Source organism: Stenotrophomonas sp. SMYL20, assembly GCF_036320045.1.
Classification (GTDB): Bacteria; Pseudomonadota; Gammaproteobacteria; order Xanthomonadales; family Xanthomonadaceae; genus Stenotrophomonas; species Stenotrophomonas maltophilia_A.
The window spans coordinates 139,557-152,283 of record NZ_JAWIRT010000011.1; the positions used below are offsets into that span (position 1 = coordinate 139,557).

The 12,727-nt window shown below is 66.9% G+C and carries 10 protein-coding genes; 1 reads left to right on the forward strand and 9 read right to left on the reverse strand.

Annotation, left to right across the window (positions count from 1 at the left end):
* Positions 1 to 5 precede the first annotated feature (5 nt).
* The 6 genes from V3B48_RS10595 to V3B48_RS10620 form a co-directional block, all read right to left on the reverse strand.
* Positions 6 to 2,207, reverse strand: coding sequence for a hypothetical protein (locus V3B48_RS10595; RefSeq protein WP_329893704.1), 2,202 nt, complete (start codon positions 2,205 to 2,207; stop codon positions 6 to 8).
* On the reverse strand, positions 2,204 to 3,388 hold the full coding sequence (wecB, locus tag V3B48_RS10600; RefSeq protein ID WP_149908773.1) for a UDP-N-acetylglucosamine 2-epimerase (non-hydrolyzing): 1,185 nt from the start codon (positions 3,386 to 3,388) through the stop codon (positions 2,204 to 2,206). Before wecB ends, V3B48_RS10595 begins: the two co-directional genes overlap by 4 nt.
* A 266-nt stretch (positions 3,389 to 3,654) precedes the next feature.
* Positions 3,655 to 4,692 (reverse strand): fimbrial protein, encoded by a 1,038-nt coding sequence (locus V3B48_RS10605; RefSeq protein WP_253143427.1) that lies wholly within the window; start codon positions 4,690 to 4,692, stop codon positions 3,655 to 3,657.
* Positions 4,683 to 7,247 (reverse strand): fimbria/pilus outer membrane usher protein, encoded by a 2,565-nt coding sequence (locus tag V3B48_RS10610; protein WP_329893707.1) that lies wholly within the window; start codon positions 7,245 to 7,247, stop codon positions 4,683 to 4,685. Before V3B48_RS10610 ends, V3B48_RS10605 begins: the two co-directional genes overlap by 10 nt.
* Positions 7,248 to 7,339: 92 nt before the next feature.
* Positions 7,340 to 8,068 carry a molecular chaperone gene (locus V3B48_RS10615; RefSeq protein ID WP_032128056.1) on the reverse strand — a complete coding sequence of 243 codons (729 nt, stop codon included), beginning with the start codon at positions 8,066 to 8,068 and terminating at the stop codon, positions 7,340 to 7,342.
* Positions 8,069 to 8,153: 85 nt separating this feature from the next.
* A complete protein-coding gene (locus V3B48_RS10620) occupies positions 8,154 to 8,693 on the reverse strand; it encodes a fimbrial protein (protein ID WP_032128057.1) in 540 nt (179 codons plus the stop codon).
* Between the two features lie 459 nt (positions 8,694 to 9,152).
* Between V3B48_RS10620 and V3B48_RS10625 the strand changes: the two genes are divergently transcribed.
* Positions 9,153 to 9,518: a hypothetical protein gene (locus V3B48_RS10625; protein WP_014645902.1), complete on the forward strand. Its 366-nt coding sequence runs from the start codon at positions 9,153 to 9,155 to the stop codon at positions 9,516 to 9,518.
* Between the two features lie 10 nt (positions 9,519 to 9,528).
* Here V3B48_RS10625 and pncB read toward each other — a convergent pair whose 3' ends face one another.
* The 3 genes from pncB to V3B48_RS10640 form a co-directional block, all read right to left on the reverse strand.
* Complete coding sequence (gene pncB, locus V3B48_RS10630; RefSeq protein WP_125894930.1) at positions 9,529 to 10,707, reverse strand: nicotinate phosphoribosyltransferase; 1,179 nt, start codon at positions 10,705 to 10,707, stop codon at positions 9,529 to 9,531.
* Between the two features lie 108 nt (positions 10,708 to 10,815).
* Positions 10,816 to 11,655: a glycosyltransferase family 2 protein gene (locus V3B48_RS10635; RefSeq protein WP_329893705.1), complete on the reverse strand. Its 840-nt coding sequence runs from the start codon at positions 11,653 to 11,655 to the stop codon at positions 10,816 to 10,818.
* Positions 11,652 to 12,506, reverse strand: a complete 855-nt coding sequence (locus V3B48_RS10640; RefSeq protein ID WP_279912434.1) for a glycosyltransferase — start codon at positions 12,504 to 12,506, stop codon at positions 11,652 to 11,654. The genes V3B48_RS10635 and V3B48_RS10640 overlap by 4 nt, the downstream gene beginning before the upstream one ends.
* Between the last annotated feature and the right edge of the window lie 221 nt (positions 12,507 to 12,727).

Genomic DNA, 12,727 nt, shown 5'->3' on the forward strand with positions numbered 1-12,727 from the left:
GTGGATCAGTGCCCTGTGTTGGCGGACTTGCGGCGGCGCACCTGGGTAACGCGGGCGGCCAGCAGCGCGAACACGATCACGCCGACCAGCAGCAGCAACCAGACCATGTGCCGTTCCCACTTCGATTGCGGATTGCCATCCTGGGCAACGCGGCTCCCGTAAGGATCCTGGCGGTCGAACTCGCGCACGGCATCACTGCCGTCGAGCACGGCGAGATCACCGCGCAGCAGCCGGAACGGTGCGCCGAACGGCGGTGCCTGTGCGCCCAGGTCGCTGTACAGCACGCCGAGCTGGCCGCCGGAGGTGCCGACCTGCACCACCGCGGCACGATCCAACCCGCTGACATCCAGCAGCGGCTGCGGCTTCCCGCCGATCAGCAGATGACCGTTCTTCAGGCCGGCCACATCGACACCCGATGGCGCCACACCGAACGCCAGCCACGGTGCGCCCGGGCTGACCGCCGCACCGGCATCGACCACCTTCAGTTCCGACGCCTCCGGCGAGGCACCCACTGCACTGGCCACCGCAATCACCTTGCGCAGCGATGCCGGTGCATCCTGCAGCCACGTGGCCGGCACGAACACCTGGTTGCCGCGCGACAGCTGACTGCTGGCGCCGACGAAATCACTGCCCAGCGACCGCTTGGCCAGGGTCAGGTGGCTGCTGGGCAGGATCGAGACCGGATAGGCGGTGGCCGGATCGTGGCAATAAGGTCGTGCCGGTTGGCGCAGGAAGCTGACGCGGATCTCGTTGCGCGCCGACAGCGCGTAGGCCGGCACCTTGGCCACCAGCCGTTGCGGCTGGCCATTGGCCGACAGCACCTTGCCGCCCAGCAGGTAATCGTTGAAATGGATCGTGGCCACCGCGCCCTGCCCGGCGGCGTTGGGCGCCGCCGAGACATCGATCACCACTTCCTCGGGCAGGCGCCCATCGGCCGACAGCGCGCCGAGGTCGAAGGTGGCACTGCGGTCCGCGCGGGTGACCACATCCATCGTACCGGCGATGTTGCCGAGCCGGCTCAGCAGCACCTGGTCTCCGTCCAGCTTCGGTGTTCCCGCCGCGCTGACCTGCAGGCTGCGGCCCAGCGCATAGCTGCGCCACTGTTCGGCGAACAACCCGGCGACCTTGCCCGCCGCCGCCGGGCCGACCACCAGCGTCGGACGGCCAGCAACGGCGACCACGCTGACCGATGCGTTGGCCGTGGGCTTTTCCAGGCCGCCCATATCGGTACCGCGCCACGCGGCGAAGGCAGCGCCCGCATCGGCACCCGTAGCCGCGACCTGTACGGCCAGCGCGTCCAGTGCCGCGCGTACGCCGGCCCGCAGCGCATCACTGCCGATCATCACGTCAGCGGCCAAGGGCCCGCTGTCACGCAGCGACAGCAGCGCGCCAACTTCAGCCAGATCCTTGATCACATGCGCGCGCTCGCCCGTCGCCAGCGCAGCGTAGGCCGGCACGCCCTGCAGGCTGGCCGGGATGCTGATGCCGGTCAGGTCGACACTGTCACCGACCTTGGGTAGCGCCACCACCTGCACCTGCTTGCCACCGCCCTGCAACGCGGTACCGACGCGCCAGGCGGCATCGTAGGCCGGCGCCTGCAGCGCCTTGCCGTCCACCAGCAGGCGCACCTGCGGTGGCAGCGCGCCCCAGGCCTTGGCCACGGTGTCCACGGCCCGGCCATCGAAGCGGTAGCTGAAACGCGAGTCCGGCGACAGCCGCAACACGTTGGCCGGCGCGCTCTGGTCGGCACATTGGTAGTCGGAGACGATCGACCACCAGCCGACGCCGACCCGCACGAAGCCGTTCTGGCGGGGTTCGCCATCAATGGCCAGTAGCTGGCTGGCGTCGCCCTGCGCATCAGTGATCGAGCGCGCGGCGATCGGATCGCCATCGACCGACCACAGGCCGGAAGTGCGCCCGGCGTGGCCGCGCACATAGCGCCCGTCCAGCTGCAGCTGCGCATCGCGGGTGGCGACGCCGACCGGCACCGGCAGGTAGACCTCGCGCTGGCTCTCCTGCCCGCTGAGCACCAGCGGTTGGCGGAAACCGAGTTCACGCAAGGTCATCTGCCGGTTGACCGTGCTGTCGCCGCTCCATTCGGCGAATTGGCCGGCGACGCTGTCGGCGGCATGGGCACTGGCAACCACGCCCGACAGGACGAACGCGGCGGCGGATGCAAACAGGGGAGAGCGGCCGGTCTGGGTCATGGCGTCACTTCGCGTGGATGGAGGTGGGCGGCACCGCTGTTGCGGAGGCCGGGCGAGAATTCGGGAAGGGGCGTGCCACGCAGGGCGGCGACGATGCGCGCGCTGGCACGGCCATCGCCGTAGGGACTGGCGTCGGGATCGAAGCGGGTCGGATGCGGTGGTTGTGCCAGTGCCGCGTTGACCGCCTCGACAATGCGCGAGGGCCTGGTGCCGACCAGCGTCACCACTCCGGCCTCGACCGCCTCCGGGCGTTCGGTGACGTCGCGCATGACCAGCACGGGCTTGGCCAGCGCAGGCGCTTCTTCCTGCACGCCACCGGAGTCGGTGAGGATGACGTCGGCGCGCTGCATCAGGCGCACGAAGCGCAGGTAGTCCTGCGGCGGCACCAGGTGCACGTTGTCGAGATGGCCGAGGTGGGCGTTGACCGGGCCCTGCACGTTCGGGTTGAGATGCACCGGGTACAGCACCTGCAGGTCCGGCCGCCGCGCCAGTTCGGCCAGCGCACGGCAGATGTCCTCGAAGCCCTGGCCGAAACTCTCGCGGCGATGGCCGGTGACCAGCAGCAGGCGACGATCGGGGTCAAGCATGTGGAAGGGTTCGTCAGCCCGCGCACGCAGCGCCGGGTCGGCATCCAGCCGCTCTACGGTCTGCTGCAGGGCATCGATGACGGTATTGCCGGTGACCAGGATCTGCCCGCCCAGGTGTTCACCGGCCAGGTTGGCGCGCGAGCTGGGCGTGGGCGCGTACAGCTGGTGGCCGACCACATCGATCACCCGCCGGTTCATTTCCTCCGGCCACGGCCGGTTGATGTCGCCGGTGCGCAGGCCGGCCTCGACGTGACCGATCGGAATACGGTGGTGGAACGCAGCCAGTGCGGCGGTCATCGCCGTGGTGGTATCGCCGTGCACCAGTACCCGGTCCGGACGAACCTGCGTGTAGAGCGCGTCAAGCCGTTCGAACAGCTTGGAACACAGGCCATTGAGGGTCTGGTTGGGCACCATGACATCGAGGTCATGGTCGGCGGTGATCGCGAACAGCGACATCACCTGGTCCAGCATCGCCCGGTGCTGGCCGGTGATGCAGACCACCGATTCGATGTCCGCAGCCTCCGCCAAGGCCCTTACCAGCGGCCCCATCTTGATCGCTTCCGGTCGCGTGCCGAACACCGACAGGACCTTCATCGCAGCGCTCCGAAAGGCCGGCGCGAGGGAATGCCAGGAGCTGTAGCCACGTCTGGATCCTTTCGGCGTTCCCGTCCAACACCCGCAGGCAGGAGACGGTCACCTCATGAGGAAACTCCAAAATCGCGACGTACATCACATTCGAATGATGGTACGTGCGTCGTGGCATTGATCTTCATCGTTGGAAGATCAAGACGCAGTCAACGCCGCCCGTGGAACGGGCGACGTTGCGGTGGAACGCAGCAGTGGCGCGGCCTGCGGCCGCCTTACTCGTACTGGATGGTGAAGGTGGCCTGGCCGTTTGCGACACCTGCACCCACCGTGCCGGCCTGGGTCTGCACATAGCGGGCACGCAGCGGCAGCGCCATGACACTGGTACCCGGCACGGTGGTGCCGACGTTGACGGTCTGGCCGAAACGCACTTCGCGCTCGGTGCTGCCATCGCGCTGGACCATCTGGATGCCGATACGGGTGGCGCTGTTGGTGGCCGCGCTGAGCTTCAGCACGCCCGGCATGTTCGAGCTGTCCTGGTCGGCGTCGAGGCGGATGCCGATCTTGCTCTGGTAGGCAGCAACGTTGCTGCCCTGGCAGTTCAGGCGTATCTCGAAATCGCGATCTACAGCCTTGGAACCGACACCGGTGAACGTGGTGTTGGGCACGCTGCCGAAATCGACGGCAATGTTGCGACTGCCCGCCTGCACTTCGCAGGTCGGGCTGACCACGGTGGTGCCCGAGCCCCTGAAGGTGGAGGTCAGCACCGGGCGGCTGGGGCCATCACCATCGAAGTAGTAGGTGGTGAAGCGACCGTTCGGTGCGATCACGCCCGAACCGGTCTGCGCGGCGGTCTTGATCAGCTGGATGCGGAACTGGCCACCGATCAGCGAGATCGTGGAGTTGGCCGCGAAATTGATGGTATGTGGGTAATAGGCCTGGATCGCGCCGGAGTCGCGGAACAGGCGAATGCCCACACCGGCCACGCCGGTCTCATAGACGTTGGCAAAGCCGGCCACCGGTCGCTTCTGCGGCGCGTTGACGTACTCGCCTGTCGAGTAGCCGCTATACCAGTAGTCACAGCGGGCAACGCTGTTCTGCTGGTTGATCGGCACGCTGATTTCCTTGATCACGCCACCCACCGGTGTACTGGGCAGGATCACGATCTGACCCATGTCCATCTGCACGTCCTGTGCAACGAAGCCGTTGATCTGGATGCGGCAGGCCGCACTGGCCTGCTGCGCCAGCAGCACGCCACCCAGCAGGGCCAACGCGGCCAATGCCTTGCGGCCACGGGAAGAAATCATCGGCATGCTGCCTCCAGCGGGATGAAGCCGGTTTTGGACGCGTCGGCGCCCGCCGGTACCTGGTAATCAATGGTGCAGCGCTGATCGGCACCTGCGCCCCACTCGACCTGCAACTGGCCCTGGTTCTTCTCGCTGCGCACGTACAGGCGGCCGCCCTGGCTGACCATGCCCACCGGCTGGCCCTGCTCATCCTTGACCTGCGCACCGAACGGCATGGTGCGGCCATCGGTGTTGCGCACCTGGATCAGCAGCGCGTTGCCCTTGCGGGTATCGAAGCGCAGGTAGCTGATGGCACCGGCGAACGGCGCGATCGACTGGCTGGTGCTTTCCAGCTCGACGTCGTGGGCCATGCCCTGCGGATCGAGGGTGACGGTGTTGAGGCGGTACGGCGACACGTACGGGACCACCGCGTAGCCGCGGCCGTCGACGCGCAGGCCCGGGGCGTTGCTGACGATCGCATCGCGTGCGCCCGGCGCTTCCACCAGCACCATGGTGTCGCCACGCTGCGGGGTGAAGGTGAAGCCGCCCGGATGCACGACCACGCTGCCGTTGGCACCGACCGACGCCTGGCGGAAATCGCGCGAGTGGCTGTAGGTCGCGTTCAACGCGCTGTAGCGGCTGCGGTATTCCGCACTGCCCACCGCGGTGGTGCCACCTTCGCGGGAGTCGGACAGCGCCACACCGTAGCTGAAGTTGTTGTCGATGCCGGCCGAACCGGTGATGCCAACGCGGCTGTTGTCGTAGCCACCGCGCTCGCGCACGCCGAGGTCGGCGCTGAACGACACCGGGTGCGAACCACGACCCAGCGGCACGCTCATCGACAGCAGGTACTGGGTATCGGAACGGCCGAGCACGCCCTCTTCGGTGCGCAGCGCCGAGAAGCCGTAGTTCACCGAACGCCAGGCGTTGTTGTAGCCCACCTGATACTGCTTGGAGGTGCCGGGGCGGTCGTAGAAGTCACGCACCGAACCAGTCACGTACAACGCGCCGCCACGACGGCCCAACGGCTGGTTCAGGGTCACCTGGAACTGGCTGCGCTGGCGACCACGGGTGGTCGGATCGATGCCGCGCTTGTCCGAATCACGGCCGTACAGCGCATCCTGCAGGCTGTAGAAGCCTTCGGTCGAATAACGGTAGGCGGCCAGGGTCAGGTTGGTCCCGGTCTCGCCGATCATGTTGCTGTAGCTCAAGCGCACGCTGGCACCGGTGTGGTTGCCGTAGTGGTCGAACGTCGTACGTGCGTGGGTGACGTCGGCGGCGAACGCGCCAACCGGCGTGGACAGGCCGACGCCGTACAGCAGCGACAGGTAGCCATCGCTCAGTGCACTGCCGCCGTACAGCGTCAGCTGGTTGCCGATACCGCGCTGGTAGGTGCCCTGCACCAGCCACGGCTCATCGGCCAGCAGCTTGTTGCGCACCTGGCCGGCCGTCAGCGAGTAACGCGAAACGCCTTCGCGTAGCATCTGCGGCACCGAACCGAACGGAACCTTGAATTCGCGGCGGCGGCCATCGGCCTCGATCACGCTCACTTCCAGGTCGCCGCCGTAGCCGGTCGGGTACAGGTCGTCGATGACGAAGCTGCCCGGCGACACGGTGGAGGAGTAGATCAGCTGCTCGTTCTGGCGCACTTCGATGCGTGCGTTGGTCTCGGCGATGCCGCGCACGACCGGCGCGTAACCGCGCAGCGAATCGGGCAGCATGCGATCGTCGCTGGCCAGGCTGGCACCGCGGTAACCGATCGAGTCGAACAGTTCACCGGTGGTGTAGGCCTCACCGATGGTGAGCATGCCGCGCACCTGCGGGATGCCGCGCTGCGCATAGGTGGCGATGCTCTGCCAATGGCGGCCATCGCCCTCGGACCAGGTCAGGTTCGAATCGTGGCGGAACTGCCAGCCACCCAGGTTCATGCCGGCGTTGAGGCCGAGGTAGGCACTGCGGTTGCGCTGGCCACCTTCGACACGGCTGTCGCTGTCGATGGCATTGAAGCTGTAGCCGACGAAGCCGGCATTGATGCCGCGGTCCCACAGCGCCGGGTTGACGTAGCCGCGTGCCTCACGACGCAGGAACACCTGCGGGATGCTCAGGTCGTAGCGCAGGTTGCCGCTGTCATAGACACCATAGGCATTGGCCATGCGCTGCTGGACCGGCACGCAGCTGGTCTTGTCGGTCGGCACGGACGGATCCTGCTGCAGCAGCACGGCTTCGCTGTCCACGCCCATTTCTTCCAGCATCGGCAGCGGCAGGCAGGCGTCGACACGGCCCTGCGCATCGGCCTTGAACTGCAGATCGCGACGGCCCTGCCAGGCACCGTTGACGTAGACGTCGACACGGTAGTTGCCGGCCACCATCGGGTTGCCGTTGCTGAAGGCCGCCAGATCGACCTGCTTGGCCTGGCCAGACAGGAAGCTGGAGTTGAACTGGGCCGATTCCGGTGCACGCGCATTGGCCGCACCACTCTGCGCCATCAGCGCCTGTTCGCCGAGATTGGCCGGGGCAGCCAGCGCCCATCCTGGGCAGGCCACGCCAGCAACCAACAGGCAAAGCGCCTGATGGATCGACAATGTCAATCTGTTTCCGATCACACTGACATTCCTTCAATTCGCCGCACAGCGGCGGTGGCGGGATGCGCAGGCCCAAGGCCGGCGCGGCGCGTTCAGCCCCCGGTGCTGCCGAGGCGGATGGTGTGTTCCACCCGGCCGCCGTAGTCGTTGATGGTGATGAAGCGGACCTGGTCGGTGCCCGCCGGTGCGGCGAACTCCAGGCTCTGCTTCGGCGCGACCATCGCGCCCTTGTCCTCGACGGCCTTTTCACTGCTGCCGGTCACGGCATGTACTTCGGCCAGAGTGACGTGGAAGGGGCTCGGGTTTTCCACCCGCAGACGGTCGCCCGTGCGGGTCCAGCGCAGCGCTGCCGGCGCGTCGTTGGCGACGCCCTTCAGGCCCTGCGGCCGGTAGAAAAGCTTCAGGCGCGAACGGAACGCGACCTGCAGGTAATTCTGTTCGCCGCTGTCGGCGTTGTCCGGGGACGGCGGAACATCCAGCACGTTGAGCCAGAACACCGACTCGCGGTCGGTCGGCAGCTGCGCGCCGGAGAAGATCAGTCGCAGCGCCTGGCTGCGGCCCGGTTCGACGCGCGCGATCGGCGGCGTCAGCACGAACGGGGCATCGCTGGTGTCGGCGGTCTGGTTGGCGTCGCCGCTGTCGATCCAGGCCTGCACCAGCGCCGGCGAATCGCCCACGTTGTCGACCTGCACGGTGACTTCGCGCGCCTGCGCCGGATAGATCACTCGCGTGCCATTGACCACCACGCCGGCCAGAGCGTTCTGGCAGAAGGGCAGCGTGAACGCTGCCAGCAGCAGCGCCCGGGGAAAGAATGCTTTCATCGGAAGTACTACGCTCGAGGTATGTGGCCAGGGGCCGCGATGCACTGGCCGGCGCGTACGCCGGCCAGTGCGGGTACGACTACGATCAGTTGTAGATGATCGTGTACTTGACGCTGCTGGTGACGTCGCCCGGGGTGGCGGCGGCAGTGGCGTAGTACTCAGCGTAGTAGTTCAGATCGGCCGAGCCGTCGGTGCCGACGGTGACCCACTGCGAGTTGGTCTGGGCCTGGCCAGCGCCTGCAGCCTTGATCGGCAGGACCTGGTTGTTCGAGCCCAGCAGCTGCAGCTGCACGTTGGTGGCAGCGTTGGCCGAAGCCTGGTTCAGCAGGCGGCCGGTGTTGAAGTCAACGGTCGAACCCGGCTCGAAGTAGGTCGCGACGTTGCCGGCGCTGCACTTGGTCAGGTTGATGGCGAACGGGGTGCGACCGGCAACGTTACCGGCGGCGGCCAGGGTGTTCTTGGACACGGTCGGCAGGTTGACGGAGAAGTCCTTGCCGCCCGGGGTCGAGATGGTGCAGGTCTTGTCGGTCACCTTGCCGTTGAAGGTGATGGTGCCGTCGGCGGCGTTGGCGGCCAGCGGAGCGGCGGCCAGCATCAGAGCGGCGATGATATTGATCTTGTGCATTCGCTTTTACCTAACCCTACTGAAGAGATGAGAAGTAGAGGAGGAAGCAAGGAGCACTGCCGGGCTATCAAGACCCATCCTTGCGTCTCACCTGTGGCCGGACTCGGACATACCTTCCCCTGAATCCGTGACGCAAGTATAGGCACAACTGTGATGAAAGTCTCATTATTTTTCTGAACGCCAATTCATTGACGCCTCAAATGTGACGTGGTAGGCGGAATGAGAGCCCGGCGGGCGTGGGGGATTTGACGGCAAGGCGATCAGGTCACAAACGACCCTGCATGACGCTTCCCGTGGCGCGTTCGGCATGCGCGAAAACAGGCTTTTTTCAGGTGGAAATCGCCTTATTTGATGCGCATCACTCTTTCTTGGTGATGGCCCTAGCAGATTCGGATTTGTCCTATTAAAGACGGATCGAACCTGTCGCTAACTAGGACACACCGAACCAGAGAACGTGTCATGAGGAACTCCATTCTGCTGTGTGTGGCCCTGATGTCCGTCAGTGCGCTGGCCCAGGCCAGCAGCGGCAGCATCCGTTTCAGCGGCCGTATCGCCGAGCCGGGCTGCACGACGAACCTGTCCCAGGGTGAGCTGAGCCTGGCCGCCTGCCCGCCCTCGGCCAAGGGCTCGACGGTGGCCGTGACGGCGCTGGCCGATGGCCAGGCCGCGACGCTGCGCGACGGCAAGCGCCAGGGCCAGAAGCTGTCGGTGTCGGCCAGCGCGATGCGCGCCGGCGATATCGCCTTCTCCGAGCGTTACAGCGTGCAGGCTTCGAAGCAGCAGCCGCTGCAGGGCGCCTACCTGGTGGTGGTCGACTACCTGTAAGCCGACGTGTTTACGCCGGCGGCAGCTCGAACACCTGGCGCAGATAGGCCAGGTAGCCCGGGTCGTCGCACATGCTCTTGCCCGGCGAATCGCTGAGCTTGGCCACCGGCTGGCCGTTGCAGCGGACCATCTTGATGACGATGTTGAGCGGCGTTGGCCCCAGATCATTGGTCAGGTGGGTGCCGACGCCGAAGGCGACCTGGCAGCGACCACGGAAGTAGTCGTACAGGCGCATCACCTTGGCGATGTCGAGCCCGTCGCTGAACACCAGCACCTTGCTGCGTGCATCCACCCGGCGCTGCTGGAAGTGGGCCAGCATGCGGTCGCCCCAGTCGAACGGATCGCCGGAGTCATGGCGGACGCCGTCGAACAGCTTGCAGAAGTACATGTCGAAGTCGCGCAGGAACGCATCCAGGCCGACCACGTCGGACAGCGCGATGCCGAGGTCGCCGCGATACTCGCGTGCCCACGATTCCAGTGCCGCCACCTGCGAATCGCGCAGGCGTGGGCCCAGCGCCTGGAATGCCTGCAGGTACTCATGGGCCATGGTGCCGTGCGGGGTCATGCCGTACAGGCGGGCGAAGTGCACGTTGCTGGTGCCGACCAGCTGCGGGCCGAGCGCATCGCGCAGCAGCGGCAGCAGACGGGCGTGCCAGTCACGCGAGTAGCGGCGGCGGCTGCCGTAGTCGGCGATGCGGCACTGCTCGAACCCCGGGGTATCACGCAGCAGCGCGGCCTTGGCCTGCAGGCGGCGCTCGCCCTCGGCGAAGTCGGCGGTGGTGGTGTTGCGGAACCAGACTTCGTTGATGATCGCCAGCAGCGGCACTTCGAACAGGATGGTGTGCAGCCAGGGGCCGGTGATGTCCAGTTCGATCTCGCCGGGCACGGTCTCCGACGCGCGCAGCTGGATGTACTTGCGGTCGAGGTGGAACAGGCCGAGGAAATCGGCGAAGTCCGGCTTCACGAAGCGCAGGCCACGCATGTAGTCCAGCTCCGCGTCGCTGAAACGCAGGCTGCACAGGTGGTCGATCTCTTCGTCGATCTGGTCGATGTAATGGGCCAGGTCGATGCCGGGCGTGCGGCACTTGAACCGGTACTGCACCTGGGCGCCGGGGTGCTGGTGGAGCACCGCCTGCATCATGGTGAACTTGTACAGGTCGGTGTCGAGCAGGGACTGGATGATAGGCATGGGGCGGATTATGCGCCCGGCAGGGTGAACCGGGGTGCCTGCGGCCACACTCAGCTCACGGGAAACAACATTGGTAGATTCACGCCATGCGTGGATGCTCTTGCGGCGCTACAGCGCCTTGCGCAGCAGCTTCGGCACCAGCATCAGCGCGTGCGCCCAGATCGCGCCCCACACCGCTACCCGCACCGGCAGCGAACGCTGCCTGGCCTCGAACTTCTGGAAATAGCGCCACAGGCCCTTGTGCTTGTGCCATTCCACGAAGAACGGCCGCGAGCGGCTGGAGACGCCACGAACGTGGGTGACCTGCAGGTCATTGGCGATCGCCACCACTGCTCCGGCTTCGCGTGCACGCCGGCACAGGTCCAGGTCTTCGGCATGCAGACGATAGCCGGCGTCCCAACCTCCGATGCAGTTGAACAATGCACGCGGCATCATCAGCAGCGCACCGGACAGCGCCGGCACCCGCTGCAGCGCCTGCTGCGGGTCACGCGGCACCGCCAGCTTCGAGCCCTTGCCCGGCGAGCGCAGCATCATCAGGAAATCCAGGTCGCGGCGGCGCACGGCTTCGTCGGCATGGCCCTGCTCGTCCACCTGCTCGACACCGAGCAGGCAGTCGCCCAGTCCTTCCGCGCGGCTGCGCAGTGCGGCCAACGTCTCCGGTTCGACCATCAGGTCCGGGTTGATGAAGGCCAGCCATGGGCTGTGCGAATCGGCCACGCCCTGGTTGTTGGCGGCGGCAAAGCCGGGATTGTCCGGATTGCCGACGAAACGCACGCGCGGGTCGTGGCTGGCATGGCGCTGCACGATATCCAGCGTGCCATCCATCGAGCCATTGTCGATCACCCGGATCTCGGCCACGTCCTGCGCCTGGCGCAGACGCGAGAGGCAGGCGTCGATGGTGCTGCCGCTCTGGTAGGTGACGACGATGGCGGCAATGGCAACATTCAAGCAGGAGGCTCCGGCGCGGAAGACGAGACGAACAGGTCACCCTGTTCCTTCGGCATTATCGCCTGCCGCATGCGCTGCTGCAGATCGGCACGCAGGCCATGCAGCGGATCGTGCATGAGGAAGTCAGCCAGCCGTGGCACCCACCCCGGCCAGCGCGCGGCCAGGGCCTCGAGATCGCCATCACGGCTGACCGCCTCCCCTGCCCGGCTGACGAAGGCGGTCTCGCACAGCACGTTGCGCCATCCCAGGCCAGCCATGCGCAGGCTCAGGTCCACCAGTGCCGCGTTCCAACCCACGTAGCTGTCCACGTCCAGGCCGCCGGCACGCCGGCGCGCGTTGCCGCGCACCAGTACCGCGTGGGTGACCGCCGAGGGCAGCTCCGGATGCAGCACCGGCAGCGTGGCACAGGTGTGTGCCAGCAGCGCCGGGTCCTCCGGTTCCGGATTGATCTCGCCCAGCCGCGGCCATGCAGCGGTTTCGCCGGCATTGCACCACGGGGTTGCGGTGGCGATGGCGGCGTCGCGGGCGAAGGCATCCTGCAGCTGCTGCAGCCAGCCCGGCGCGGGCACGCTGTCCGGCGCCAGCACCGCCACGTCCATGCCCTCGCAGGCGCGCAGCATCTCATCCAGATGGGCGACCTCGCCCAACGGCCGCGCGCGGCGGGTGTATTCGGCCTGCAACGGCGTATGCGCCAACCAATGCTCCACCACCGCCTGCGCACGCGGGCCGGTCTGCGCGTCATCGGCCAGCCAGACCGCGGTTCCCGGCGCGGTGCCGGCATCCAGCGCGGCCAGGCAGCGGTCGAGCGCGGCATCGTCCACGCACAGCGGCAACAACACGATCGCCCCCATCCCGCCTCCGTGGTTGTCGGTAGCCACAGCCTAGCACTGGGAGGGTATCGGCCGGGTTGCACCCGGCACCTGCAGAGGCCAGAGCCGAAGCAACAGCAGAAGCCGGCTATCCGTGGCATGGCGGGGTGGGTCCGGTTGGGGGGGACGCCGTTAACCCGTCCATGGGGGGTTGGCCGCGGCATCCATGCCGCGGACACCCCCGCCACCGGGCCCCCCCCGCC

What these genes read in the sequence shown, in the direction of transcription:
- V3B48_RS10595 (WP_329893704.1), bottom strand. Translation starts at nt 2,207, where the DNA reads ATGACCCAGACCGGCCGCTCTCCCCTGTTTGCATCCGCCGCCGCGTTC.
- pncB (WP_125894930.1), bottom strand. Translation starts at nt 10,707, where the DNA reads ATGCCTATCATCCAGTCCCTGCTCGACACCGACCTGTACAAGTTCACC.
- V3B48_RS10625 (WP_014645902.1), top strand. Translation starts at nt 9,153, where the DNA reads ATGAGGAACTCCATTCTGCTGTGTGTGGCCCTGATGTCCGTCAGTGCG.
- wecB (WP_149908773.1), bottom strand. Translation starts at nt 3,388, where the DNA reads ATGAAGGTCCTGTCGGTGTTCGGCACGCGACCGGAAGCGATCAAGATG.
- V3B48_RS10615 (WP_032128056.1), bottom strand. Translation starts at nt 8,068, where the DNA reads ATGAAAGCATTCTTTCCCCGGGCGCTGCTGCTGGCAGCGTTCACGCTG.
- V3B48_RS10620 (WP_032128057.1), bottom strand. Translation starts at nt 8,693, where the DNA reads ATGCACAAGATCAATATCATCGCCGCTCTGATGCTGGCCGCCGCTCCG.
- V3B48_RS10640 (WP_279912434.1), bottom strand. Translation starts at nt 12,506, where the DNA reads ATGGGGGCGATCGTGTTGTTGCCGCTGTGCGTGGACGATGCCGCGCTC.
- V3B48_RS10605 (WP_253143427.1), bottom strand. Translation starts at nt 4,692, where the DNA reads ATGCCGATGATTTCTTCCCGTGGCCGCAAGGCATTGGCCGCGTTGGCC.